The following is a 25,368-nucleotide window of genomic DNA, read 5'->3' as shown; positions in this document are numbered from 1 at the left end:
ATGGGCTTCGATACTTCGTTCATTGACGCGATGGTCGTCCTTCGAGCGCATCCTGCGGTGCCGCCGCCAGGTCACGATGCGTGATGGTGGGACAAAAGCCCGCCTCGCGCAACCGACGACCGACCCGCTCGGCGACGTGCACCGAGCGGTGCTTGCCGCCGGTGCACCCGAAGGCGACGGTGACGTAGGGCTTGCCCTCGGCGTGATAGCGCGGGACGAGCAGCAGGAGCAACTCCTCGATCCGGCCGACTGCCTCATCATAGGCCGGATCCGCCGCGACATAGGCGGCCACCTCGGGGTCCAGCCCGGTGCGCGGTCTCAGCTCGGGCACCCAGTGCGGATTGCGCAGGAAGCGCATGTCGAAGACGAGGTCGACGCCGGCGGGCACGCCGCGCGCGAAGCCGAACGACTCGATCGTCAGCGTCGTGCCGACGGTGCCGTCGCGGCGGAAGGTGCGGCGGATCTCCTGCGCCAGCTGGTTGCTGGTCAGCCGCGTGGTGTCGATCAGCCGGTTGGCGCGCGCGCGCAGCGGCTCGAGCAGCCGCCGCTCCAGCGCGATCCCCTCGGCGGCGGGGCGGTCGTCCGCGAGCGGGTGGCGCCGGCGCGTCTCGGCGAAGCGGCGCGCCAGCTCGCCCTCCGAACAGTCGAGGAACAGCATGCCGACCTCGACCCCGGGCTCCTCGCGCAGTTGCTCGAAGCGGCGCAGCACCGCGGCGGGGTCGAAGTTGCGCGTGCGCGTGCCGAAGCCGAAGGCGAGCGGGCGGGGGGTCTCGCCGCTGTCGGGCGGCAGCGCGACGACGCGGGTGAGCAGCGACAAGGGCACGCTGTCCACCGTCTCCCAGCCGAGGTCCTCCAGCGTCTTGAGCACGGTGGTCACGCCCGCCCCGGCCATGCCGGTGATCAGCAGCACCTCGGTCACGACGGCATCTCCTTCAGCCGTGCCAACGCCCATTCCACCTTGATCGGTGCCGAGGGCCAGCGCGGGTCGATCACGATCTCGGGCAGGGCGACCCCGGCCAGCTCGATCCAGCGCGGCTCGGGCATGCGCTCGCCCTCCTCGCCGAGCGTCACCACGAGGGCGACCGGCGCCACCGGCCGGTACGGCCGGTCGACGATGCCGAGCCCGCGGACCTCCATCTGCCCCGCGATCGTCGCGGGCGAGCCCGCCACCAGCGAGGCGCCGTCGTGCACCAGCATCGTGTAATCGTCCGCCACCAGCTCGGCGCCGCGGTCGATCAGCCGCAGCGCCAGATCGGACTTGCCCGCGCCCGAGGGACCGGTGAGCAGCACCCCGCGCCCGCCGAGCGCCACCGCGGTGGCGTGGAGCGTCACCGGCGCGGTCACGCCGCCGCGACCCGCTCGGCGAGCGGCAGGCGCACGACGAAGCGCGCGCCGCTGAGCCGGTCATCGCGCGACTCGACGCCGATCTGGCCCTGGTGCGCGTCGACGATGGTGCGCGCGATCGCGAGACCCAGCCCGCTATGCTCACCGAACCCCTCCTGCGTCGGGCGCACCGAGTGGAAGCGCTGGAAGATCGCGTCGCGCGCCTCCTCGGGCACGCCGGGGCCCTCGTCCTCGACCCGCACCTCCAGCATCGAGCGATCGCGCCGCACCGCGACGCTGACGACACCGCGGTCGGGCGAGAAGGAGATGGCGTTGTCGATGAGGTTGGCGAAGACCCGCTCAAGCCGCGCGCCCTCGCCGAGCACGCGGAGCTCACCGTGATCGCGCGCGTCGAGCCATACGCGCACGCCGCGCGCCACGCCGCGCGTCTCGCGCTGCGCCACCATCGCGACGAGCATCGCCTCGACGTCGACCGGTTCGAAGGTCGCGCGGCTGAGCTGGGCGTCGAGCCGCGACGCGTCGGATATGTCGCCGATCAGCCGGTCGAGCCGGTGGACGTCGTCCCCGACGATGGCGAGCAGCTGCGCCTGCGCGGCCTGGTCACGGACATGGCCGAGCGCGTCCACCGCCGAGCGCAGCGACGCCAGCGGGTTCTTGAGCTCGTGCGTGACGTCGGCGGCGAAGGCCTCGGTGGCGTCGATCCGCGCGCGCAGCGCCAGGCTCATGTCGCTGAGCGCGCGCGCGAGCATGCCGATCTCGTCGCGCCGCTCGGGCAAGCGCGGCACCACCACCTCGCGCGCGCGGCCGAGCCGTACCCGCACCGCGGCGCGCGCCAGCCGGCGCAGCGGCTCGACGATGGTGCGCGCGAGGAACAGCGACAGGCCGATCGAGATCGCCGCCACCACCAGCAGCACCACGCTCAGCCGGAACCGCTCGAGCCGCACGCGCTCGGTGATGTCGCGCGCGTTGACCGCGGAGAGCAGGGCGCGGCCGCCGGGCAGCGGCGCGGCGGCGGTGATCACGGGCGTTCGGTCGGGCGCGCGCCACACCGTCACCGCGCCGGGCGCGCCGGCGAGCACCGCGCGCACGTCGGGCCACCGCCGCCCGTCGGCGCGCTCGCGATAGCCAGGGGCGAGCGGGGCGCGGACGATCCGGTCGATCGCCGCGTCGAGGAAACGCGCGCTGCGCTTGGCGAGTGTGTCGTCGTCGGGATCGTCGAGCCGGAAATTGGCGACGCCGAGCGCGCGCGAGTCGGTGCTCGCCGCGCCGCCGGCGTCGTACAGCCGCAGTCGCGTCCCCGTGTCGGTGGCGAGCCGCGCCACCAGCCAGTCGCGTCGCGCGTCGGGGATGGCGGTGAGCGCCTCCGCCATCAGCCGCGCCTCGCGCGAGGCCTGCGCCGCGCGCTCGTCAAGGATGCGGCTCCGGAACGTGTCGAGGTAGAAGAAGCCGCCTGCCAGCAGGAGCAGCGCCAGGATGTTGACCGCGAGGATGCGCGGGGTGAGCGAGACCTTGCCGGACCAGGAGCGCGCCTGCTCGGCAGCGTCACTCCTCGGAAAAGCGGTAGCCGGCGCCATACAGCGTCTCGATCGAGTCGAAGCCGGGGTCGACCTCGCGGAACTTGCGGCGGACCCGCTTGATGTGGCTGTCGATGGTGCGGTCGTCGACGTAGATGTCGTCCTGATAGGCCGCGTCCATCAGCTGGTTGCGCGTCTTCACGATGCCGGGCCGCTGCGCCAGCGTCTCCAGGATGAGGAACTCGGTGACGGTCAGCGTGACCGCGTGGCCGCCCCAGCTGACGCGATGGCGCGCCGGGTCCATCACCAGCCGTCCGCGCTCGATCGGCCCCTGTGCCGCGGCATCCTCGCCGCCGGGCGCGGCGCTGCCCTCGGTACGGCGCAGGATGGCACGGATCCGCGCGATCAGCAGCCGCTGGCTGAACGGCTTGGCGATGTAATCGTCCGCCCCCATCGCCAGTCCGAGCGCCTCGTCGAGCTCGTCGTCCTTGCTGGTGAGGAAGATCACCGGCACGCGGCTCTTCTCGCGCAGCCGGCGCAGCAGCTCCAGCCCGTCCATCCGCGGCATCTTGATGTCGAAGATGGCGAGATCGGGTGGGTTGTCGGTGAGCGCCTTCAGCGCGGCCTCGCCGTCCGAATAGACCCGCGTCAGAAAGCCCTCGGCCTGGAGCGCGATCGATACCGAGGTGAGAATGTTGCGGTCGTCGTCGACCAGCGCGATCGTGGCGGTCATCGAGAGGTCCGGGTCATAGCCAGCGGGGTAGTCCAAAGCGCGCGCGCGCTCAATGGCACACGACAGGCACGGAACAGCGGATGTTTAACATGTTTGACGCGCGCCGATGCCATGCGTAAAACATGTTTAGCACAGGCCGTCCGGCGAGGGCGCGGCGGCGAAGAAGAGGATGGACCATTGAGCGATCGTATTCCGGACGCCGGGCTCGAGGCGCAGGGCATCGAGACTCGCGCCACGCTTCACTGGAACTTGGTCACCGCACGGCTGGTCGAGGCCGCGGTGGCGCGCAACGAGGGCAAGCTCTCCGCCGACGGGCCGCTGGTCGTCGAGACCGGGCAGCACACCGGCCGCTCGGCGCAGGACAAGTTCATCGTGCGCGACGCCGAGACCGAGTCGAGCGTCTGGTGGGGTAAGTCGAACAAGGCGATGACGCCCGACCAGTTCGCCGCGCTCAAGGAGGATTTCCTCACCGCGCTGCGCGCCAAGAGCGACCTGTTCGTGCAGGACCTGTACGGCGGCTCGCAGCCCGGCCATCGCGTCCGCGTCCGCGTGATCAACGAGCTGGCGTGGCACAATCTCTTCATCCGCACCATGCTGGTGCGCCCGGAGGAGCGCGAGCTGAAGGGCTTCGTCGCCGACTATACGATCATCGACCTGCCGAGCTTCCGCGCCGACCCGGCGCGCCACGGCTGCCGCAGCGAGACCGTGATCGCGGTCAACATGAGCGAGAAGCTCGTGCTGATCGGCGGTACCCGCTACGCCGGCGAGATGAAGAAGTCGGTGTTCGGCATCCTCAACTATCTGCTGCCGCCGACCGGCGTGATGCCGATGCACTGCTCCGCCAACATGGGCGACGACGGGCGCACCGCGGTGTTCTTCGGCCTGTCGGGCACGGGCAAGACGACGCTGTCGGCCGATCCCAAGCGCACGCTGATCGGCGACGACGAGCACGGCTGGTCGGACGACGCGGTCTTCAACTTCGAGGGCGGCTGCTATGCCAAGATGATCCGCCTCTCGCCCGAGGCCGAGCCCGAGATCTTCGCGACGACCAAGCGCTTCGGCACGGTCCTCGAGAATGTCGTGATGGACGAGGTGACGCGGCAGCTCGACCTCCACGACAACTCGCTCGCCGAGAACAGCCGCGGCGCCTATCCGATCGACTTCATCCCCAACACGTCCGAGCGCAACATGGGCGGTACGCCGCGCAGCATCGTGATGCTGACCGCGGATGCCTATGGCATCCTGCCGCCCATCGCCAAGCTGACGCCGGATCAGGCGATGTACCACTTCCTGTCGGGCTATACCGCGCGCGTCGCGGGCACCGAGATGGGCGTGACCGAGCCCGACGCGACCTTCTCGACCTGCTTCGGCGCGCCGTTCATGCCGCGCCACCCGTCGGTCTACGGCAACCTGTTGAAGGAGCGGATCGCGCGCGGCGGGGTGGACTGCTGGCTGGTCAACACCGGCTGGACCGGTGGGAAGTACGGCGTCGGCCACCGCATGCCGATCAAGGCGACCCGCGCGCTGCTCGACGCCGCGCTCGACGGCAGCCTCAATCATGCCGAGTTCCGCACCGACCCGAATTTCGGGTTCAAGGTGCCCGTGGCGGTGCCGGGCGTCGACAGCGCCATCCTCGACCCGCGCGCGACCTGGGCCGACAAGGGCGCCTATGACGCCGCCGCGGCGCGACTGGTCGACCTGTTCAACGACAATTTCGCGCAGTTCGCCGAGCACGTCGACCAGGGCGTGCGCGATGCCGCGCCGCGGGCGGTCGCGGCGGTGTGACGGCTGCGCCCCGCGATGGGCCAAAAGCCCTAGCGCGGGGGCATCTGTCTGTTCCCCGGGGCGGGCGCCCGGTCGGGAGGAGAGCGAGGGTCGAGCCGCTAGGCTCCGCCAGGAAGCCGTCTCTCCTCCACCCCATCCCGACACTCGAAAAGAGAAGCGCCGCCCGTGTCCATCGACGCGGGCGGCGCTCTCTTCTTCACCGCGATGTTAGGTCAGCGCGGCTTGCGCTTGCTCTTGGTCGTGGTGCTGGTGGCACCCGGCGCCGTCGTCGACGAGGCCGCGGTGGTGCCCGGGGTCGAGGCGCTCTCGGTTCCGGTCGCCGCGGTCGTGCCAGCGGCCATGTCGCCCGCGGTGGTCGCCGACGACGTCGTCGCGTCCGCGCTGCCGCTATCGGTGGTGGTCGCGCTCGACCCACCCGCGCTGCCGCCGCCCGCGGCGGTCATCGCCGCCTTGAGCTGCGCCGCGGTCATGCCGAGCACGATGCCCTGCGGCCCGGGACCGAAGCCGTTCGTCGGCAGCACCACCGGACCGTCCGTGGTGGTCAGCGTCACGCCGCTGGCGTCGACCGACTTGATCGTGCCGAGCTGCGTCCCGCCGGTGCCGTAGACGGTCGCGCCGGGGACCAGCTTGGCCTTGAAGTCGGCCGAGGCCTGCGCCTGCTGCTGGCCGGCGGCGGCCTCGAGCTGGGCCTTGGTCATCGCCAGCACCGGGCCTTGGGCGCCCTTGCCCAGCGACGTCAGCGGGATCGCTGCCTTGACCGTGCCGGTGTTGACGACCGCGTTGGTCCCATCGGTGCTCTCCACCGTGCCGACGACGCCGCCCGACGTGTCATAGACGGTGGCGCCGGTGGCGACGGTGGCGCCACCCGTGGCAGGCGCCTGGGCCGGCGCCGCCGCTTGCGCCAGCGCGGTCCCGGGAAGGGCGGCGGCGGAAGCGAGAGCGAAAACGGCGAAGTGCTTCACGAGAAACTCCTATGGTCGTTTACGAGAAAATGACGAAGTTGAAACGATCGCGTCTCAAACAGGGTTCCCGGTGATGCGCGACTCGCCCTGCACGTGCGGTGAACCGCTCGTTCATCGAACAGTCGTTCCCTTCCTGTTCCGTGCGCGCTAGGGAGGAAACATGGCCAAGATGCACAAGAGATATGTCTGCCAGGCGTGCGGATCGGTGACTCACCGCTGGCAGGGGCAATGCGCCGACTGTTCCGAGTGGAACACGCTGGTGGAGGAGGCGCCGGTCGCGGCCACGCCGTTCCACGCCAAGCATAACCTGCAGGGCGGGGGGCGCACGATCGCGCTGGTCGGGCTCGACTCCGAGGTGGCGCTGCCGCCGCGCACGCCCTTCGGCATCGCCGAGCTCGACCGCGCGCTCGGCGGCGGGCTGGTGGCGGGTTCGGCGACGCTGATCGGCGGTGATCCCGGTATCGGCAAGTCGACGCTATTGCTCCAGGCCGCGGCGGCGCTGGCACGGCGCGGGCACGAGGTCGCCTATGTCTCCGGCGAGGAGGCGGCCGACCAGGTGCGACTGCGCGCGCGTCGGCTCGGCCTGGGCGACGCGCCGGTGAAGCTCGCCGCCGCGACGTCGACGCGCGACATCCTGACGACGCTGTCGCAGGACCGCCCGCCCGCGCTGCTGGTGATCGACTCGATCCAGACGATGCACTCCGACCTCATCGAGGGCGCCCCCGGCACGGTGAGCCAGGTGCGCGCGAGCGCGCAGGAGCTGATCCGCTTCGCCAAGGAGCGCGGCACCGCCGTCGTGCTGGTCGGCCACGTCACCAAGGACGGCACGATCGCCGGGCCGCGCGTGCTCGAGCATATGGTCGACACGGTGCTGAGCTTCGAGGGCGAGCGCAGCCACCAATATCGTATCCTGCGCAGCCTCAAGAACCGCTTCGGCGGCACCGACGAGATCGGCGTCTTCGCCATGGCCGGCGGCGGGCTGGCGGAGGTGTCCAACCCCTCGGCCCTGTTCCTGACCCAGCGCGACGAGGGCGTGACGGGCGCCACCGTCTTCCCCGCGCTGGAGGGGACGCGGCCGGTGCTGGTGGAGATCCAGGCGCTGGTGGTGCGGCTCGCCAGCGGCGCGACGCCGCGGCGCGCGGTGGTCGGCTGGGACTCGGGGCGGCTGGCGATGATCCTGGCGGTGCTGGAGGCGCGCTGCGGGCTCAGCTTCTCGACCTGCGAGGTCTATCTGAACGTCGCGGGCGGCTATCGCGTGCAGGACCCGGCGGCGGACCTGGCGGTCGCGGCGGCGTTGGTCTCGGCACTGAGCGAGCGGCCGGTGCCCGCGCACGCGGTGGCGTTCGGCGAGATCGCGCTGTCGGGCGAGCTGCGCCCGGTCGCGCATGCGCCGCTGCGGCTCAAGGAGGCGGCCAAGCTCGGCTTCGAGCGCGCGCTGCTGCCCGACAGCGCGGCGGCGGCGGAAGGCGAGACGATGCGGCGCTCGGGCTTCCGGACACTGGGCCAATTCGTCGACCACCTGCTGGGGAGAGGGTGAGGGACCCTCATTGTACGACCTCGATCCTACGCGGCGTGGGGAGGGGGGCCGCCGGGCGGTGGAAGGGGCTTCCCGCGCTGCGCGACACCGACGATCGTGAGCCTCTCGCAGCGTGGCCACCGCGGCGAGCCCCCTCCACCAGCCTGCGGGTGGTCCCCCTCCCCGTTCCGGGGAGGATCGGCGTGTGACCGAAGTCCCGCTCCAACTCACCATCCCGGGTACCCGTCCGGATCCCGACGCGCCCATCCGCGCCGCAACTCGCGCTGGCCCCCGCCGCCGCGGCGCCATATGGATGCGCGCATGGACTTTCAGGGGCTCGACATCGCCGTGCTCGCCGCGGTGGCGCTGACCGCGCTCGGTGGGCTTCGGCGCGGCTTCGTCGGCGAGGTGCTGGCACTGTTCGCCTGGGTGGCGATGGTGTTCGCGCTCAAGATCTTCCACCTGCCGCTGGCGCGCGCGCTCGCGGGCACCGTCGGCAGTGCCTCGGGCGCGGCGGTGCTGGCGTTCGTGATCCTCACCGCCGGCACCTATTTCCTCAGCAAGATCGTGGTCAACGCGGTCGCGCGGCGCACGCGCACCTCGGTGCTCGGGCCGATCGACCGCGCGCTGGGCTTCGGCTTCGGCGCGCTCAAGGGGTTGATCCTGGCGAGCCTCGCCTATCTTCTACTCATCCTCGTGCTCGACACGACGGGCGGCGGGCCATCGCATCGGCCGGCGTGGCTGACCCAGGCGCGCACCTACCCGCTGCTCAGCGCGACCAGCGCGTCGATCGCCGACTTCGTCGATCGCCGGCGACGCGGCGAGCCCGTCTTCGCGCCGCGCGTTCCCCCACGCGCGGCCAGAGGGAATGGAGAGTCATGAGCCTCGACCTGTACACGCCCGAGATCAGCGCGCTGGCGATCGGTAACCCTTATCCCGAGCGGCTCGCCGAGCCCGCGGGCACGGCCGAGAAGCGCTCCCCGATCTGCGGCAGCCGCGTCACGGTGGACGTCGCGCTCGACGGGGACGGGCGGGTGGCGGCGCTGGGCACGCAGGTGCGTGCCTGCCTGCTCGGCCAGGCCTCCTCGACGCTGCTGGCGCGGCACGCGATCGGCCGCACGCCCGAGGAACTGGCGGCGGCGCGCGACTCGCTCACCGCCTGGCTCGCCGGCACGGGTGACGTGCCCGATTGGCCCGGCATCGCGATCTTCGCGCCGGGGCTGAGATTGACCGCGCGCCACCCCTCGATCCGGCTCGCCTTCGAGGCCGCCGCCGAGGCCGCGGCACGGGCGCGCGCCGACGGGACGCGCGCCGCCGCGACGGTTACGGCGTGATGGAGCATGCCGCCGACGGCTCGCTGGTCCGCGATGGCACCATCCTGCTGGGCGCGGGGCTGGTCTTCGTGCTGCTGTTCCGCCGGCTGGGGCTGGGCGCGACGCTGGGCTTCCTCGTCGCCGGCGCGCTGGTCGGCCCGCAACTGCTGGGGCTGGTCGGCGACGCCGAGACCAAGCTGGGCTTCGCCGAGCTCGGCATCACCTTGCTGCTGTTCATCGTCGGCCTGGAGTTGAGCCCGACGCGGCTGTGGCGGCTCAAGGAGGATATTCTCGGGCTGGGCGCGATCCAGGTCGTCGGCTGCGGCATCGCCATCGCCGCGATCCTCGCGCTCGCGGCCAAGTTCTCGCTCGCCGCGGCCTTGGCGGTGGGCATGCCGCTGGCCTTGTCCTCGACCGCGCAGGTGCTGCCGATGCTGCAGTCGTCGGGGCGGCTGCGTACCCCGTTCGGCGAGCGCGCCTTCTCGATCCTGCTGTTCCAGGACCTGTCGATCATCCCGATGATCACGATCATCGCCGCGATGAGCCGCAACCCCGCGGCCGCGGCCGGGCCGCCGGGCTGGGTGCTGGTGCTCTACACCGTGCTGGCGATCGCGGGGCTGGTCGCGGTCGGCCGCTTCGTGCTGCGCCCGCTGTTCCGCGGCATCGGCAACCTCGGCGAGCGCGAGATGTTCGTCTTCGCCGCGCTGTTCACCGTGATCGCCGCGGCGGCGCTGATGGAGTGGCTGGGGCTCTCCACCGCGCTCGGCGCCTTCGTCGCGGGGGTGATGCTGGCGGACAGCCCGTACCGCCACGAGCTGGAGACCGACGTCGAGCCGTTCCGCTCGATCCTGCTCGGGCTGTTCTTCCTCGCGGTGGGCATGATGCTCGACCTCCACGCGATCGCCGAGCGGCCCTTCTTCGTGGTGGCGATGGCGGTCGCGCTGATCGTCGCCAAGGCGGGGATCATCACTGCCCTGGGCCTCGTCTTCCGCATGACGTGGCGGCAGGCGCTCGCGCTCGGGCTGCTGCTGAGCCAGGGCGGCGAGTTCGGCTTCGTGCTGCTCGCCCAGGCGCAGACCGCCTATCTGATCGCACCCGAGGCGGCGAGCCTGTTCGGCGCGATCATCACGCTGTCGATGGCGACCACGCCCTTCCTGATGATGTTCACGCGCCGCTTCCGCGAGGAGCCGATCGTCGGGGACGGCGCGCGCGACGGGCCCAAGGCGGACGGCGCCAACGCGATCATCGTCGGTTACGGCCGCTTCGGCCAGACGGTCGGGCAGATGCTGATGATGCAGGACATACCGGTCACGCTGATCGACACCGACATCGAGATGATCGACATCGCCGAGGAGTTCGGCTCCAAGGTCTATTACGGCGACGGCACGCGGCTCGACCTGCTGCGCCAGGCCGGCGCGGCCGAGGCCGAGCTCCTCCTGTTCTGCATGGACGGCGACCAGCTCGACCTCGGCCAGCTCGAGGCGGTGCACGAGGCCTTCCCGCGCGCCGCCCTCTACGTCCGCGCGTTCGATCGGCGCGCGCTGGTGCGGCTCAAACCCGGTCCGGCGCGCGCGGTGGTGCGTGAGGTGCTCGAGTCCGCGATCCGCATGGCGCGTCAGGCGATGGAGGGGCTGGGCATCTCCCCCGCCGAGATCGATCGCGCCGAGCAGATGTATCGCGCGCGCGACCGCGAGCGGCTGCGCATCCAGATCGAGGCGGGGGATATCCGCGCCGCGCGCGCGCTCGTCGCCGAGCAGGCGCCGTGGGGCGGGGGGCAGCGCGAGTGAACTGGCTGGTGGTCCTGGCCGCGCTGTCGGGCGCGCTGGCGGTGGGCGCGGGCGCGTTCGGCGCGCACGGCGCGAGCGGGGCGGCGGTGGAATGGCTCAGGACCGGGAGCCACTATCAGCTGGTCCACGCCGTCGCGGCGCTGGTCGCGCTGCGGCTGGAAGCGAGGGGGCCGGCGTGGCTGTTCCTCGCCGGCGGTGCGCTGTTCGCGGGGACCTTGTACCTGATGGCGCTCGGCCTGCCGCGCTGGCTCGGCGCGGTGACCCCGATCGGCGGCACGCTGCTGATCGCGGGCTGGCTGTGGCTGGCCTGGGTGGGAATGCGAGGATAGCTCCGGGGGATCGCGGTCAGCCCCGATCCTTCGGGGGAGGGGGCGAAGAAGCCGGCGATCTCCTGGTCCGGTCACCGATACGCCGCCCGCGACCTCCGTGTTCCTGCGGCGGCAGGAACACGGGCGAGGCTCACCGCACCGGCGCCGGCTGCACCGCCTCCGCCTCGCTGCCGCGAGCGTCGCGTACCGACGGGCGCAGCCGCGCGAGGCTGCACGCGCCCGCCACCAGCGCCAGCCCGGCGGAGACCAGCGGCGGCACCGCACCGGACCCGACGCCCATCGCGAGCAACGCTGCTACCAGGGTCGCGCCAGTGGTCTGCCCCACCAGCCGCACCGTGCTCACCAGCCCGCCGGCCGCGGCCGCCCGTGCGCGTGGCGCCGAGCCGATGATCAGCCGCGCGTTGGGCGGCAGGAAGGTCCCGAACCCCGATCCGCACAGCGCCATGCGCCAGGCCACGTCGACGTAGCTCGGGTCGGCGGGCATCAGCGCGATCAGCACCAGCGCGACGGTCGAGATCGCCATGCCGATCCCACCGAGCAGCCCGGCTGGGACGCGGTCGGAGAGCCAGCCGGTCAGCGGCGCGACGATCATGTTGGTCAGCGGCCAGGGCGCGATCGCGGCGCCCACCGCGGCGGCGGTGAAGCCATATTCGTGGGTCAGCCGGAATGGGGTCGACAGCAGCAGGGTCATCGAGGCGACGAAGGCGGTGAAGCCGCCGAGCGTGGAGAGCGCGATCACCGGCCGCGCCAGCAGGTCGACCGGCAGGATCGGGTCGGCGGTCACGCGCTCGCGACGGACATAGACCCGTCCGACGGCGAGGCCGAGCAGCACGATCGCGGCGGACACCACGGGGCTGTCGCCGTGCACCGCGCTCTCCGCGCCGCCGATCACCAGCCCGAACATGGCCGCGCACATCACCGCGCCGAGCACGTCGAAGCGGCGGTCGCGCGGCGCGGGGTCGGGCAGCGCGCGGCCGAGCAGCAGCGAGGCGAGCGCGAAGGGGATCGCGCTCGCGAACACCCAGGGCCAGGGTGCGACCGCGAGCACCAGCCCGCCGATCGTCGGCGCCGCCGCCGCCGAGCTCGACACCACCACCGAGTTGATCCCGAGCCCGCGCCCCAGCTGCGCGCTCGGATAGGTCTGGCGGATCAGCGCCGAGGCCACCGCCAGCGCGCCCGCCGCGCCGACCGCCTGCGCCGTGCGCACCACGAGCAGGAAGGGCAGGCTCTTCGCGAAGAAGCAGAGCAGCGTCGCCACGGTGAAGATCAGCTGGCCGAGCTGGTACATGCGTTTCAGCCCGATGCGTTCGCCCAGGCCGGCGAAGGGCAGCAGCAGCATGACCAGCATCAGCTGATAGACGGTGACGATCGCCACCACCGCCGAGGAGTCGACGTGCAGGTCGCGCGCGATCGTCGGCAGCGCGACATTGGCGACGCCGCCGTCGATGATCACGAGGGCGGTGCCGAAGCACAGCGCCGCCACCGCGGCGAAGCGGCGCGGCACGGGCAGGCCATCGGGGGCGGGAGCATGCGCGCCCGGGGCGAGGCGTCGGATCGGGTCAGCCGCGGTCATCGTCGTCTGCCCGACTCGCGACCTTCCCGCTTGTTCCGCGCCGCAACGCGCCGCAAGAAGGTCGGTAGGAAGAGAGGTCGCAGCGATGAGGATGACGGGACCGGGCCGGGTGGCCATCGGGGCGGCGCTCGCCGCGGCGCTTGCGGCGTCGGCGGCGCTCGCCCAGAGCGGCGCGATGACCGACGATCCCTATATCTGGCTCGAGGACAAGGACGGCGCGAAGGCGCTCGCCTGGGTCGAGGCGGAGAACGAGCGCACGCTGCCGCGGCTGGAGAGCGACCCGCGCTACCAGGCCTTCCACGCCGAGGCGCTGGCGATCGCCGCCGCCAAGGACCGGATCCCGATGCCAGGCCAGCTGATGGGTCGGATCGTGAACTTCTGGCGCGACACCGATCACCCGCAGGGCATCCTGCGCTGGACCAGCGTCGAGGATTATGCCCGGCCCGAGCCGCGCTGGCAGACGCTGCTCGACCTCGACGCGCTCAGCCGCACCGAGTCGCGTAAATGGGTCTACAAGGGGCTCACCTGCCTCCAGCCGGAGGAGACCCGCTGCCTCGTCGCTCTGTCCGAGGGCGGCGAGGACGCGGTGACCTATCGCGAGTTCGACCTCGCCGCGGGTACGTTCGTCGCGGACGGGTTCGTGCTGCCGACCTCGAAACAGGGTGCGACCTGGATCGACCGGGACACGCTGATGGTCAGTCGCGACTGGGGCGCGGGGACGATGACCGCGTCGAGCTATCCCTTCGTGGTCAAGCTGCTCCGGCGCGGGCAGTCGCTCGACCAGGCGCAGGAGGTGTTTCGCGGCGACGCCGCCGACCAGCTCGGCACCTACGCCAGCACGATCACCGACGGCGCGGGCCATCGCGCGGTCTTCATCGAGCGTCGCCGCACCTTCTTCGGCGGCGACAAGGCGCTGTGGACGCCGCAGGGGATCCGCGCGCTCGACCTGCCGCAGCGCACCTCGCCGGCGGGGATGATCGACGGCCGCGTGATCTTCGAGACCAGTGACGCCTGGGGCAAGGTGCCCGCGGGCGGGGTCGGCGCGGTGGCCTTGTCCGATCTCGAGGCGGGAAGGACGACGCCGACCTTGGTGTTCGCGCCGAGCGCGCGTCAGGCGGTCACCGGCGTCGACACCACGCGCCACCACCTGCTGCTGCAATATACCGATAATGTCCGCGGTCGGGTCGTGGTCTACACGCCGGGGCGCGAGGGCTGGGCGGCGCGTCCGTTGGCGTTGCCCGACAATGCCAGCTTCGGCATCGCCGGCACGTCCGACCGCAACGACCTCGCCTATCTGTCCACCACCGGCTTCCTCACGCCGACGACGCTGGCGCGCCTCGACGCCTCCAGCCCCGCGGCGCCGCAGCCGATCAAGGCGCTGCCCGCCAAGTTCGACGCCGACGGACTGGTCGCCGAACAGTTCGAGGCGACGTCGAGCGATGGCACCAAGGTGCCCTATTTCGTCGTCCACCGGCGCGACGCGAGGCGCGACGGTACCACGCCTACGATCATGACGGCGTACGGCGGGTTCGAGCTGCCGATGCTGCCGAGCTACATCGCCGCGGTCGGCAAATTGTGGCTCGAGCGCGGCGGCGCCTATGTGCTCGCCAACATCCGCGGCGGGGGAGAGTTCGGCCCGGCGTGGCACGACGCCGGTCGCAAGACCAAGCGACAGGTCATCTACGACGATTTCGCCGCGGTCGCGAGGGACCTGATCGCGCGCCGGCTGACCAGTCCGCCCAAGCTCGGCATCTACGGCGGCTCGAACGGCGGGCTGCTGATGGGGGTGGAGTTCAACCAGCATCCCGAGCTGTGGCAGGCGGTGACGATCCAGGTGCCGCTGCTCGACATGCTGCGCTACGAGCAGATCGCGGCGGGCGCGTCCTGGGTCGACGAGTACGGCTCGGTCAGCGTGCCCGAGGAGCGCGCCTTCCTCGCCACGATCTCGCCCTATCAGAACCTCCGCAAGGGCGTGCGCTACCCCGAGCCCTATATCTGGACGACCACCAAGGACGACCGCGTCGGCCCCCAGCACGCGCGCAAGTTCGCGGCGCGACTCAAGGAATATGGGCTGCCCTATCTGTTCTACGAGGACACCGCGGGCGGCCACTCGGGCGACGCGGACATCGCGCAGGGCGCGCGGCTGCAGGCGCTGCAGATGACCTATTTCGCCCAGAAGCTGATGCCGCGGTGAGCGGTGTTCGCGTGCTATGCCGGGAACGTAGCCGATTGCCGGAGGTTCTTGCTGCGACGCAGCGCAATCGGCTAGGGGCGGCGTGATGAATGCTCAGACGATGAACAAGCCTAGTGCCGTCCCCGACACTGTCCCGGTCGTCTTCGAGGCGATCGTCAAGCAGCAGGCGGTCGCCGCGACCTACAATCGCGGCGAGGTGACGCTCGCGCCGCATATCCTCTATACCAAGCACGGCGAGATCTACCTCGACGCGCTCACGCTCGAGCGCGATGGCCAGCCGCCGAAGGAGCCCAAGATCGGCGCCTTCAAGCTCGCCGGTCTGACCGGGCTGCGGATCACGCCGCGACGCTTCAAGCCGAGCGAGCTGTTCGTGCCGGGCGAGGAGAAGTATGAGGGCGTGACGCTCCTGGCCGTGGAGGTCTGACCGGCTTGCCGGTCGATCGCTACGCTTCCTACGGCTTCAAGCGCCAGCGCGAGAGCATCGCGCGGCGTTGGGGCCGGTGGGCGCTCGCGCTGTTCTACGCGCTCGGCGGCGTCGCGCACTTCCTGTTCAGCGACGCGATGGCGGCGATCGTACCGCCCGCGATCCCGCTGCCGATCGCGGTGGTGGCGGTCACCGGCGTCATCGAGCTCGCCGGCGCGGCGCTGCTGATGCCGCGCGCCACCCGCCGCTTCGCCGGCTGGGCGCTCGCCGCCTACGCGCTCTGCGTGTGGCCGGCCAACATCTACCACGCGATGCTCGACCTCGGCAGCGGTACCGGCCTGCCGATCTGGTACCACGCGCCGCGCCTGCTGCTGCAGCCCGCGATCATCTGGTGGGCATTATGGGCGAGTGGGGCGGTACAGCTGCGCGAATAGCGGCGGGCATCGCGGCGCACATGCGGGCCGAGTGTCCCGGCTACCCCGCCAGCGCTTTCACCAGCTGGTCCTTGCTCATCCTCGACCGCCCCGCAATGTTGCGCTTCCTGGCCTCGGCGTAGAGTTCCGCCTTGGAGCGATGCTCGCGATACGGCCGCGTCTTCTCCGCCACGTCGTCGGGCTGTGACGAGAATTGCTTGCCCTTCCTCATGTCCGCCCGCTTCTTCGCGGTGGTGCGCGCATATTCCTCGTCTGACAGCGCCGCCCGCGCCTTCTTCGGCAGGTAGCGCTCGCCGGTAACGCCGCTCTTCGCGCCCGACCTGGTGCCCCACTCCTCCTCGCTCCACTGGTGGAGCGAATTGTCCTCGTCCTTGCCGCCCGTGTAGCCACCGCCGCGCTTCTTGTACTCGGCCACGGCCATCTGCGCCTTTCGCGCTGACCACTGCCCCTTCTCGCCGCCCTTGCCGCCCGCGGTGATCTCGTCCTTCACCTTCTCCCACAGTCGGGGATCGGTCTTCGCGGCGGTCTCGGACATGGCGCATCTCCCTCGCCGACAACGCGGGCGCCCCGCGAACGTCTCAGCCCGCGCTGACGAAACTGTCCATCACGCGCTTGCGCCCGGCCTGCTCGAAGTCGATCTCGAGCTTGTTGCCCTCGATCTCGGCGATGGTGCCGTAACCGAACTTCTGGTGGAACACGCGCTGGCCGAGCGCGAGGTCGTCGCGTCCCTTGTTGCCGAGGCTCACCGCCGAGGCGCGGCTCTCGACCACGCGCACCGGCTCGCGCGAGAAGGTGCGGCTGGTCCACTCGCCGCCGGGCTTGGTGCCGCCCTGTGCCCCCAGCGTGCCCGCGGCGCGCTGCCAGCCCGGGCCGCGCCCGGTGCCGCGCGCGACGTCGGCGAACGGGTCGGCGCGCTCGCTCCAATTGGCGCGCCACAGGCTCTCGCCGCCCGACATGCTGGTCTCGCTCTCGACGTGCGCGTCGGGCAGCTCGGCGACGAAGCGCGACGGCAGCGAGCTGGTCCACTGCCCGTAGATGCGGCGGTTGGCGGCGTGGAGGATGGTGGCGCGGCGGCGCGCGCGCGTGATCGCGACATAGGCGAGGCGGCGCTCCTCCTCGAGGCTGCGCGTGCCGCCCTCGTCGAGCGCGCGCTGCGAGGGGAACAAGCCTTCCTCCCAGCCGGCGAGGAAGACGGTGTCGAACTCCAGCCCCTTGGCGGCGTGGATCGTCATGATCGTCACCTTGGGGTCCTCGCGCGTCGCCTCATTGTCCATGACGAGGCTGACATGCTCGAGGAAGGCCGTGAGGCTCTCATATTCCTCCATCGCGCGCACCAGCTCGGTGAGGTTCTCGAGCCGCCCCGCCGCCTCGGCCGACTTCTCCGCCTGCCACATCGCGGTATAGCCGCTCTCGTCGAGGATCTGGCGGGCCAGCTCGGCGTGGGGCAGGTCATTGGCCATGTCGCGCCACCGCGCGATATCGCCGACGAAGCGGCCGAGCGCCTTGCGCGCCTGCGGGGTGAGCTCGTCGCTGTCGAGGATGCGCGCCGCCGCGAGCGACAGCGGCAGCCGCTCGGCGCGCGCGAGCTGGTGGAGCTTGGCGATGGCCTTGTCGCCCAGACCGCGCTTGGGCGTGTTGACGATCCGCTCGAAGGCGAGGTCGTCGGCGGGCTGGTGGACGACGCGCAGGTACGCGAGCGCGTCGCGGATCTCGGCGCGCTCGTAGAAGCGGAAGCCGCCGACGATGCGATAGGGCAGGCCGATCGCGATGAAGCGATCCTCGAACTCGCGGGTCTGGTGCTGCGCGCGGACCAGGATGGCGACATGGTCGAGGCTGGTGCCGTCCCGCTGCGCCGCCTCGATCTCCTCGCCGACCCGCCGCGCCTCCTCTGGCCCGTCCCACACGCCGAGCACGCGCACCTTCTCGCCGGCGTCGAGCTCGGTCCACAATTCCTTGCCGAGCCGCCCGCCGTTGTTGGCGATCACGCCCGAGGCGGCGGCGAGGATATGCGGGGTGGAGCGATAGTTCTGCTCCAGCCGGATGACCTTGGCGCCGGGGAAATCCTTCTCGAACTTCAGGATGTTCTCCACCTGCGCGCCGCGCCAGGAGTAGATCGACTGGTCGTCGTCGCCGACGCAGCAGATGTTGCGGCGCTCCTGCGCGAGCAGCCGCAGCCAGAGATACTGGACCGAGTTGGTGTCCTGATACTCGTCGACCATGATATAGCGGAAGCGCTGCTGATAGTGTTCCAGCACCGCGCGCTCGCGTTTCAGGATCGTCAGCACGTGGAGCAGCAGGTCGCCGAAGTCGCAGGCGTTCACCGCACGCAGCCGGTCCTGGTACTGCTGGTACAGTTCGCCGCCGCGGCCGTTGCCGTAGCGCTCGCTCTCGCCCGCGTCGATCTCGGCCGGGGTGAGACCCTTGTTCTTCCACTCGTCGATCAGCCCGGCCAGGCTGCGCGCGGGGAAGCGCTTCTCGTCGAGGTCGGCGGCGACGATCAGCTGCTTGAGCAGGCGGAGCTGGTCGTCGGTGTCGAGGATCGTGAAATTGCTCTGCAGCCCCACCAGCTCGGCGTGGCGGCGCAGCATCTTGGCGCCGATCGCGTGGAAGGTGCCGAGCCACGGCATCCCCTCCACCGCGTCGCCGACGAGGCGACCGACGCGCTCGCGCATCTCGCGCGCGGCCTTGTTGGTGAAGGTGACGCTCAGGATCTCGGACGGATAGGCCCTACGCGTCCACAGCAGGTGCGCCAGCCGTGCGGTCAGCGCCGCGGTCTTGCCGGTACCCGCGCCGGCGAGGACGAGCACCGGCCCGTCGGTGGTGAGCACCGCGTCGCGCTGCGGCGGGTTGAGCCCGGCGAGATAGGGAGCGTCGTGGAGGGCGTTGGCTGGCTCGGTCACCCCCGAACAGGTAGGGAACGACGCGCCGCGGAGCAAGCGCGCGACGTGTCAGCGCCATGATCTGGCGGGAACATCCTGGCGATCGGCGCGGCGTGCGCGGCACCGAGGATGTCGCGTGACGCCCGGCGCGACGGCGCTCGCGCCGCGGGATCTCACGAGAGCGTGACCCTCACCTTCGGTCATCATCTCTCGCTCCAGCTCCTGAAACCGGCCCATGATGGGACATCGGGCGTCATCAAAGTGTCACGTTTGAAGAGGATGGCAGTGCTACCATGGCAACCACCGTTCTCGCGGCCAGCGAGCCGCCGCCGTCGCCCGTCGCCGCGCGTCGGTTCGACGCGCCGGTCCATCCCGGCGCGCGGCTCCTCTTCCTGCTGCTCGCCGCGGCGGGGCTGGTCTATGCCGGAATCAGCATCGTCATCGACACGCAGCAGGTGGGCGAGCAGCTCGCCGTCGGCGTGTTCCTGTTCCTCGGGCTGGCGCTGCTGATCGCGCTCGGCTTCGAGTTCGTCAACGGCTTCCACGACACCGCCAACGCGGTCGCGACGGTGATCTACACCAACTCGCTGCCCGCCAACCTCGCGGTGGTGTGGTCGGGCTTCTTCAACTTCCTCGGCGTGCTGCTCTCCTCCGGGGCGGTGGCCTATTCGATCATCACCCTGCTGCCGGTCGACCTGATCCTCAACGTCGGATCGGGCGCGGGCTTCGCGATGATCTTCGCGCTGCTGCTCGCCGCGGTGATCTGGAACCTGGCGACCTGGTACGTCGGCCTGCCCAACAGCTCGAGCCACACGCTGATCGGCTCGGTGCTGGGCGTCGGGCTCGCCAACCAGTTGCTCACCTCGGGCGCGGGCGGCACCGCCGGGGTCGATTGGAGCCAGGCGACGAAGGTGCTCACGGGGCTCTGGATGGCGCCGCTGATCGGCTTCACCGCGGCGGCGCTGCTGCTGCTGGTACTGCGCCGCGTCGCGCGCTCGCCGAAGCTGATGCAGGCACCCGAGGGTGACGCCCCGCCGCCGCTCGGCATCCGCGCGCTGCTGGTGTTCACGTGCACCGCGGTGTCGTTCAGCCACGGCTCGAACGACGGCCAGAAGGGCATGGGGCTGATCATGCTCATCCTGATCGGCTGCGCGCCGACCGCCTACGCGCTCAACCGCACGCTGCCCGCGGGCGAGACCCCCGCGTTCCTCGCCAGCGCCGCGGGCGCGAGCGCCACGCTGGCGCGCCACGGCGCCGCCGCGGTGCCGCTTGAGCGCGCGCGCCCCGTGCTGAAGGATGCGCTGCAGCGGCGCCACGCGGTCTCGCCCCAGGCCTATGGCGCGGTGGTGGCGGTGTCGGTGGACCTGGCGCAGCGGGTCGCCGGCTATGGCGCGCTCAGCAACGTCCCCGCCCAGGCCGCGCCCAACGTGCGGAACGACATGTATCTGGTGCTCGACGCGACGCGGATGATCGTCGCCGACGATTCGTCACGGCTGAGCGAGCGCGAGAAGGACGCGCTGGGCGACTATCAGAAGCGGCTCGAGCGCGGGACGCGCTTCATCCCGCTGTGGGTCAAGGTGGCGGTGGCGCTGGCGCTTGGGCTCGGCACGATGATCGGCTGGAAGCGGATCGTCGTCACCGTCGGCGAGAAGATCGGCAAGCAGCACATGACCTACGGCATGGGCGCCTCGGCCGAGCTGGTCGCGGCGGGCACGATCCTGGCCGCCGACCGCTTCGGTCTGCCGGTGTCGACGACGCACATCCTCTCCTCGGGCGTGGCGGGCGCGTCGGTGGCGAGCGGGCAGGGGCTGCAGCGCCGCACGCTGGTCCAGCTCGCCGCGGCGTGGCTGCTGACGCTCCCCGTGGCGATGCTGCTGTCGGGCGCGCTCTACTGGCTGCTGCGCGCGCTGGTGCGGATCGCCGGGCTGGCGTGAGCCGGATGGGGCGGCGGCGCGGGAAGGCGCCGTCGTCCGCTGCCACCATCTCGGCTCGCTCGAGAAGATCCGACCCGCCGCATCCTCATCGACGACGGCGCCGGGGAGCCGGTGGATCCTGACACGAGTTAGGATGACGCCCGAGAGGGTCGGTCTAGGCCCCTTCTGCCATCCGCGCCTTCTGCTATCCGCGATCGCCGGCTGCCGGCCCTAGCGGGAAAGCCGGGCGGCGCGGAAAAGCCGGGGCGGCCCTCGCGAGCCGCCCCGTAGTCCAGGGAAGGATCGGACGAGGGGGAGTGTCCGATCACCACGGCGCCACACAGGGGGAGCGGCACCGCCAGCATCGACATAGCCGCGCAACATTGCTGTCGTGTGTCGGTCGCAGAGCCTTTCGTGACCGTGCGGCAAACTTTCCCGGTTGACGCGGCGCGGGCCGCGGCTCGATGACCGCGCCCATGTCAGCGTCCCTGCCCGCGACCGGCTCGCACCGCCGCATCCTGCTCGCCAGCCTGGTCGGCACCTCGGTCGAGTTCTACGACTTCTACATCTACGCCACCGCCGCCTCGCTGGTGTTCGGGCCGCTGTTCTTCCCCACCGGCGACCCGGCGGTGGAGCTGCTCGCGGCCTATGGCAGCCTCGCGGTCGCCTTCTTCGCGCGGCCGATCGGCGCTTGGGCGTTCGGCCATTTCGGCGACCGCGTCGGGCGCAAGTCGACGCTGATCGCGAGCCTGCTGCTGATGGGCGGCTCGACCCTGGCGATCGCCTTCCTGCCCACCTTCGCGCAGGCCGGCTATGTCGCGCCGCTGCTGCTGTGCCTGCTGCGCTTCGGGCAGGGCTTCGGGCTGGGCGGCGAGTGGGGCGGGGCGGCGCTGCTCGCGGTGGAGAACGCGCCGCCGGGCCGGCGCGGACGCTACGGCATGGTGCCCCAGCTCGGAGCGCCGGTCGGCTTCGTCGCCGCCAACGGGCTGTTCCTGCTGCTCGGCGCGACGATGGACCGCGATGCCTTCATGGCCTGGGGCTGGCGGCTGCCGTTCCTGCTCTCCTCGGTGCTGATCGCGCTGGGCCTGTGGGTGCGGCTCACGATCGCGGAGACACCCGCCTTCGCGCGGATGATCGAGGAAGGGCCGCCGCCCGCCGTCCCCCTCGGCGAGCTGCTGCGTCACCATTGGCGCGCCACGCTCGGCGGGACGCTCGGCGCGGTGGCGTGCTTCGCGGTCTATTATGTCGCGACCGCCTTCGCGCTCGGCTATGCGGTGACGCGCGGCTTCGACCGCCAGCTGTTCCTCGCGCTCCAGCTCGGCGCGATCCTGTTCATGGCGCTCGGCATCGCGCTGTCGGGCGAGTGGAGCGACCGGCGTTCGCCCGCGCACGTGCTGCGCTGGGGCTGCGTCGGCGCGGTGGTCGCCGGCTTCGCGCTGGTGCCGGGGCTCGGCTCGGGCGCGCCGCTGGCGGTGTTCGCGACACTCGCCTTCGCCTTGTTCGTCATGGGCTTCGTCTACGGACCGCTCGGCGCGTGGCTGCCCGGGCTGTTCCCGGCGCGGGTGCGCTACACCGGGGTGAGCCTCGCCTTCAACATGGCGGGCATCATCGGCGGCGGGCTCACCCCGATCGCGGCGCAGACGCTGGCGCAGCGCGGCGGGCTCGCGCCGGTGGGCGTCTATCTCGCCGCCATGTCGCTGCTGAGCCTCGTCGCGCTCCTAGTTATGCGACCCGCGCGCCACGTCGACGCGGTGCCGGTCGAGGGACCGTGACTCGCGCTCAGCCGAGCCGCAGCAGCGTGACCTGGGCGCGGCCGTAGACCCGCTCTACCACCGTCTCGAACCCGGTCGCGGTCACCGCCTCGCCCCGCGCGGTCTCGACCGTGACCCAGGTGGCGGGGCCGATCCAGCCGAGCCGCGCGAGCTTGTCCGCCGCGACCGCGCCCGCGCCGGTGCCATAGGGCGGGTCCATCATCACCACGTCGAGCGCCGCCGACGCCGGGCCGAGCGCGAGCACCGAGCCGGGGCGTACGTCCGCGCCGGTCGCGCCGAGCGTCGCCACGTTGGCGCGCAGCGAGTCGAGCGCGGCCTTGTCCTGCTCGACGAACAGGCAGGAGCGCGCCCCGCGCGACAGCGCCTCGAGCCCGAGCGCGCCCGAGCCGGCGAACAGGTCTGCCACCGCCAGTCCCTCGAAACTGCCGACCCGGCTCGCCAGCATCGAGAACAACGCCTCGCGCGTGCGATCGGCGGTGGGGCGCGTGGTCTCGCCCGCGGGGGCGACGAGCGGGCGGCCGCGCCAGCTGCCGGCGACGATCCTCACCGCCGCCCCTTGCGCGGCGGCCCCGAGCGCGGCTTGGGCTTGGCCCAGCCGGGCTGGCGCTTGGGCCGCTCGGGGCGGGTCGGCGGCGCCGCGTCGGCGTCGGCCGGGGCGCGCGCCGACGGCCCGCTGCCCCGCGTCGGCGCGCGGCGAATCCTCGCGTCGTCGCCGGCACGAGCCGGGCGATCGGGGGATGCGCCGGCGCGCGAGGGGGCGGGGCGAGCGCGCTGGCCATCGGGGCGGGCCGGGCGCTCGGCCGCGGCGCCGCCGTCGCGCACCCGCGCGTGCTGACCCGCCGCGGCAGGCGACCGGGCGGGGCGTGCCGCGCCCGGTACCGCGGGCCGCGCGCCGCGCGCGGTGCCCGCGCGCTCCCCCGGGCTCGCGGAAGGTCGCGGGGGCCGGGCGGGACCGGACCGCTCGCTCGATCCTCCCGCCGGACGCGTCGTGCGCGGGGCGCGCGGTGCCTCGCCCGCGGCGGAGCCCGCCGCCCGCGCGCGTCCCGCGCGCTGGTCCCGCACCGCCACCGGCTCGACCGGCAGCCGCGTCGCCGCGGGCGAGCGCAGCGTCTGGCGGAAGCCCGCGAGGTCGGCGGCGCGCACCTCGCCCACCCCGCCCACCGGCAGGTCGCCGAGCACGAACGGGCCGTAGCGCGTCCGGATCAGCCGCCCGACGCGCAGCCCGAGATGCTCGAGCACGCGGCGCACCTCGCGGTTCTTGCCCTCGCGCAGCGTCATCTCGATCCACACGTTGGCACCGGTGCGGCGCTCGAGGTTGGCGTCGATCGCGCCGTAGCGCACGCCCTCGACCTCGACGCCGTGGATCAGCTCCTCGAGCTGCGCCTGGGTAACCGCGCCATAGGCGCGCGCGCGATAGCTGCGCTCGACGCCGGTCGCGGGCAGCTCGAGCTCGCGCTTGAACTCGCCGTCGGTGGTGAGCAGCAGCAGCCCCTCGGTGTTGAGGTCGAGCCGCCCCACCGGCACCACGCGCGGCAGGTCCTTGGGCAGGCGGTCGTAGATCGTCGGGCGCCCGCTGAAGTCGCGCTCGGTGGTGAGCACGCCGGCGGGCTTGTGGAACAGGAACAGCCGCGCCGGCGCGGGCGCGGCGACCGGCTGCCCGTCCACGGTGACGCCGTGGAGCGAGGCGAGCAGGGTCGCGGGCGTGTCGATCGCGACGCCGTCGCGCGCGACCCGGCCCTCGGCGATCATCCGCTCGATCTCGCGCCGCGAGGCGACCCCGGCGCGCGCGAGCAGCTTGGCGATACGATGCTCGGCGCGTCGCTCCGGGCGCTGTTCGGGAGGGTGGTCGACCATCGCGGCCGCTTAGCCGATCGTCGCGCACTTAGCGGCATTTATTTGCACCCGCGCGCGCGCCGGCGCGTTGTGCTCGCGTAACGACGGGAAGAGCACATGGTCTTCGGGCGCAAACAGCGGGTTCTCGAGCGGCTGCTCCTGGTCGAGGACGAGCCGCTGGTGGCGTTCGACGCCGAGCATCTGCTCACCGACCAGGGGTATAGCATCGTCGCGACGGTCGACCGGGTCGCCGACGCGCTGGCGGTGCTCGCCGCGGACGCGCCGGTCGACCTGGTGCTGGTCGACGTCACGCTGACCGACGGCAGCGGGTTGGACGTGGCGCGCGCCGCGCGCGCGCGCGGCGTGGCGGTGCTGTTCGTCACCGGCGCCTGCCCCGACGAGGCGGCGACGCTGGCGAGCGGCTTCCTCGCCAAGCCCTATGCCCAGCGCGACCTGCTCGCCGCCATCACCGCGATCGAGCAGAGCGTCGCGGGCAAGCGCCCGCGGCGGCTGCCGGGCGGCTTCCAGCTGTTCGACCCGAGTGGCGCGGCGACCGCCTGAGCGCGCGCGAATGTTGCGAATGTTGAGTCGCTGGCGCGTATCGCGCGGGAGACTCAACATTCGCTGGGAGTGTAGGTTGGTCGCGAGCATCTGCCTGTAAGTTAGTCATAATGTGAGCTATTGTTGTTTATCCGCGTCGCGCTGACCGGTGCCAGGGACGGTTCTGGCGGAGACGAATGTTGAGTCGCCCCAGCACGACGTCGGTCGCTCGCGGGCGGGCGTGACAGGATCGGAGAGAGCATGGATCGGCATGCGCCCGTTCTGCCACGACGGCACGAGTGTAGGACAGATCGAGGGAGTCGGAGCGGCTCGAGCATCGCTCGACGGGTGCCGCGCCTCCGGCTCGAATAGTGGTTCACGCGAAGACGCGAAGACGCGAGGAAGGGTCGTTCACGCGGAGGCGCGGAGACGCGGAGGTGTCGCGTCCTTGGCGCGCCTCGCGCGTCAGAACAGCCTCGACGGTCAGAGCCGCTCCGCGGTGAGACCGACATCTCTGCGCCTC

The 25,368-nt window shown here is 71.8% G+C and carries 22 protein-coding genes; 12 read left to right on the top strand and 10 right to left on the bottom strand.

Annotated elements, in window-relative coordinates; all coding sequences use genetic code 11:
- Positions 1-19: 19 nt before the first annotated feature.
- Genes rapZ through KZ813_RS03595 form a run of 4 tightly spaced genes read right to left on the bottom strand, consistent with a single transcriptional unit; the run spans position 20 to position 3,591 of the window.
- On the bottom strand, positions 20-952 hold the full coding sequence (gene rapZ, locus KZ813_RS03610) for an RNase adapter RapZ (RefSeq protein WP_219753604.1): 933 nt from the start codon (positions 950-952) through the stop codon (positions 20-22).
- Positions 916-1,344: an HPr kinase/phosphorylase gene (locus KZ813_RS03605; protein WP_219753603.1), complete on the bottom strand. Its 429-nt coding sequence runs from the start codon at positions 1,342-1,344 to the stop codon at positions 916-918. The genes rapZ and KZ813_RS03605 overlap by 37 nt, the downstream gene beginning before the upstream one ends.
- Positions 1,341-2,918: a sensor histidine kinase gene (locus tag KZ813_RS03600; protein WP_219753602.1), complete on the bottom strand. Its 1,578-nt coding sequence runs from the start codon at positions 2,916-2,918 to the stop codon at positions 1,341-1,343. Before KZ813_RS03600 ends, KZ813_RS03605 begins: the two co-directional genes overlap by 4 nt.
- Complete coding sequence (locus tag KZ813_RS03595; RefSeq protein ID WP_219753601.1) at positions 2,887-3,591, bottom strand: response regulator transcription factor; 705 nt, start codon at positions 3,589-3,591, stop codon at positions 2,887-2,889. The genes KZ813_RS03600 and KZ813_RS03595 overlap by 32 nt, the downstream gene beginning before the upstream one ends.
- 177 nt (positions 3,592-3,768) lie before the next feature.
- On the opposite strand from KZ813_RS03595, the gene KZ813_RS03590 reads away from it, so the two are divergent.
- Positions 3,769-5,376, top strand: coding sequence for a phosphoenolpyruvate carboxykinase (locus KZ813_RS03590; RefSeq protein ID WP_219753600.1), 1,608 nt, complete (start codon positions 3,769-3,771; stop codon positions 5,374-5,376).
- A 212-nt stretch (positions 5,377-5,588) separates the two neighbouring features.
- Here the strand turns inward: KZ813_RS03590 and KZ813_RS03585 are convergent, their stop codons facing one another.
- Positions 5,589-6,338 carry a hypothetical protein gene (locus tag KZ813_RS03585; RefSeq protein WP_219753599.1) on the bottom strand — a complete coding sequence of 250 codons (750 nt, stop codon included), beginning with the start codon at positions 6,336-6,338 and terminating at the stop codon, positions 5,589-5,591.
- A gap of 160 nt (positions 6,339-6,498) precedes the next feature.
- Between KZ813_RS03585 and radA the strand changes: the two genes are divergently transcribed.
- The 5 genes from radA to KZ813_RS03560 all read left to right on the top strand — a co-directional run bounded on the left by radA (position 6,499) and on the right by KZ813_RS03560 (position 11,283).
- Positions 6,499-7,875 carry a DNA repair protein RadA gene (radA, locus tag KZ813_RS03580; protein ID WP_219753598.1) on the top strand — a complete coding sequence of 459 codons (1,377 nt, stop codon included), beginning with the start codon at positions 6,499-6,501 and terminating at the stop codon, positions 7,873-7,875.
- A 300-nt stretch (positions 7,876-8,175) separates the two neighbouring features.
- Entirely contained in the window at positions 8,176-8,736 is a 561-nt protein-coding gene (locus KZ813_RS03575; RefSeq protein ID WP_219753597.1) for a CvpA family protein, read from the top strand.
- Entirely contained in the window at positions 8,733-9,188 is a 456-nt protein-coding gene (locus tag KZ813_RS03570) for an iron-sulfur cluster assembly scaffold protein (protein ID WP_219753596.1), read from the top strand. Before KZ813_RS03575 ends, KZ813_RS03570 begins: the two co-directional genes overlap by 4 nt.
- Positions 9,188-10,954 carry a cation:proton antiporter domain-containing protein gene (locus KZ813_RS03565; RefSeq protein WP_219753839.1) on the top strand — a complete coding sequence of 589 codons (1,767 nt, stop codon included), beginning with the start codon at positions 9,188-9,190 and terminating at the stop codon, positions 10,952-10,954. Before KZ813_RS03570 ends, KZ813_RS03565 begins: the two co-directional genes overlap by 1 nt.
- Positions 10,951-11,283 (top strand): DUF423 domain-containing protein, encoded by a 333-nt coding sequence (locus KZ813_RS03560; RefSeq protein ID WP_219753595.1) that lies wholly within the window; start codon positions 10,951-10,953, stop codon positions 11,281-11,283. The genes KZ813_RS03565 and KZ813_RS03560 overlap by 4 nt, the downstream gene beginning before the upstream one ends.
- Before the next feature lie 130 nt (positions 11,284-11,413).
- Here the strand turns inward: KZ813_RS03560 and KZ813_RS03555 are convergent, their stop codons facing one another.
- On the bottom strand, positions 11,414-12,856 hold the full coding sequence (locus KZ813_RS03555; protein WP_219753594.1) for an MFS transporter: 1,443 nt from the start codon (positions 12,854-12,856) through the stop codon (positions 11,414-11,416).
- Between the two features lie 91 nt (positions 12,857-12,947).
- On the opposite strand from KZ813_RS03555, the gene KZ813_RS03550 reads away from it, so the two are divergent.
- The 3 genes from KZ813_RS03550 (at position 12,948) to KZ813_RS03540 (ending at position 15,908) form a co-directional block, all read left to right on the top strand.
- Complete coding sequence (locus KZ813_RS03550; protein WP_219753838.1) at positions 12,948-15,050, top strand: prolyl oligopeptidase family serine peptidase; 2,103 nt, start codon at positions 12,948-12,950, stop codon at positions 15,048-15,050.
- Positions 15,051-15,135: 85 nt separating this feature from the next.
- Positions 15,136-15,474 (top strand): WYL domain-containing protein, encoded by a 339-nt coding sequence (locus tag KZ813_RS03545; RefSeq protein WP_258046380.1) that lies wholly within the window; start codon positions 15,136-15,138, stop codon positions 15,472-15,474.
- A 5-nt stretch (positions 15,475-15,479) separates the two neighbouring features.
- On the top strand, positions 15,480-15,908 hold the full coding sequence (locus KZ813_RS03540; RefSeq protein ID WP_258046379.1) for a DoxX family protein: 429 nt from the start codon (positions 15,480-15,482) through the stop codon (positions 15,906-15,908).
- A 40-nt stretch (positions 15,909-15,948) separates the two neighbouring features.
- Here the strand turns inward: KZ813_RS03540 and KZ813_RS03535 are convergent, their stop codons facing one another.
- Entirely contained in the window at positions 15,949-16,443 is a 495-nt protein-coding gene (locus KZ813_RS03535) for a DUF5872 domain-containing protein (RefSeq protein ID WP_219753593.1), read from the bottom strand.
- Positions 16,444-16,486: 43 nt separating this feature from the next.
- Entirely contained in the window at positions 16,487-18,808 is a 2,322-nt protein-coding gene (locus KZ813_RS03530) for an ATP-dependent helicase (protein ID WP_219753592.1), read from the bottom strand.
- 272 nt (positions 18,809-19,080) lie between these two features.
- On the opposite strand from KZ813_RS03530, the gene KZ813_RS03525 reads away from it, so the two are divergent.
- Both KZ813_RS03525 and KZ813_RS03520 read left to right on the top strand, forming a co-directional pair.
- A complete protein-coding gene (locus KZ813_RS03525; RefSeq protein WP_219753591.1) occupies positions 19,081-20,721 on the top strand; it encodes an inorganic phosphate transporter in 1,641 nt (546 codons plus the stop codon).
- Between the two features lie 455 nt (positions 20,722-21,176).
- Positions 21,177-22,472 carry an MFS transporter gene (locus tag KZ813_RS03520; RefSeq protein ID WP_219753590.1) on the top strand — a complete coding sequence of 432 codons (1,296 nt, stop codon included), beginning with the start codon at positions 21,177-21,179 and terminating at the stop codon, positions 22,470-22,472.
- A 7-nt stretch (positions 22,473-22,479) separates the two neighbouring features.
- Here KZ813_RS03520 and rsmD read toward each other — a convergent pair whose 3' ends face one another.
- Complete coding sequence (rsmD, locus tag KZ813_RS03515) at positions 22,480-23,019, bottom strand: 16S rRNA (guanine(966)-N(2))-methyltransferase RsmD (protein ID WP_219753589.1); 540 nt, start codon at positions 23,017-23,019, stop codon at positions 22,480-22,482.
- Positions 23,016-24,326, bottom strand: coding sequence for a pseudouridine synthase (locus KZ813_RS03510; protein WP_219753588.1), 1,311 nt, complete (start codon positions 24,324-24,326; stop codon positions 23,016-23,018). The genes rsmD and KZ813_RS03510 overlap by 4 nt, the downstream gene beginning before the upstream one ends.
- Positions 24,327-24,422: 96 nt before the next feature.
- On the opposite strand from KZ813_RS03510, the gene KZ813_RS03505 reads away from it, so the two are divergent.
- Positions 24,423-24,866, top strand: a complete 444-nt coding sequence (locus KZ813_RS03505) for a response regulator (protein ID WP_219753587.1) — start codon at positions 24,423-24,425, stop codon at positions 24,864-24,866.
- Positions 24,867-25,368 lie beyond the last annotated feature (502 nt).

The sequence above is a fragment of the Sphingomonas folli genome (assembly GCF_019429525.1).
In the GTDB taxonomy this organism is placed as follows: Bacteria; Pseudomonadota; Alphaproteobacteria; order Sphingomonadales; family Sphingomonadaceae; genus Sphingomonas; species Sphingomonas folii.
Note: the sequence above shows the minus strand (reverse complement) of the source record. Positions and strands in the feature narration are given on the sequence as shown.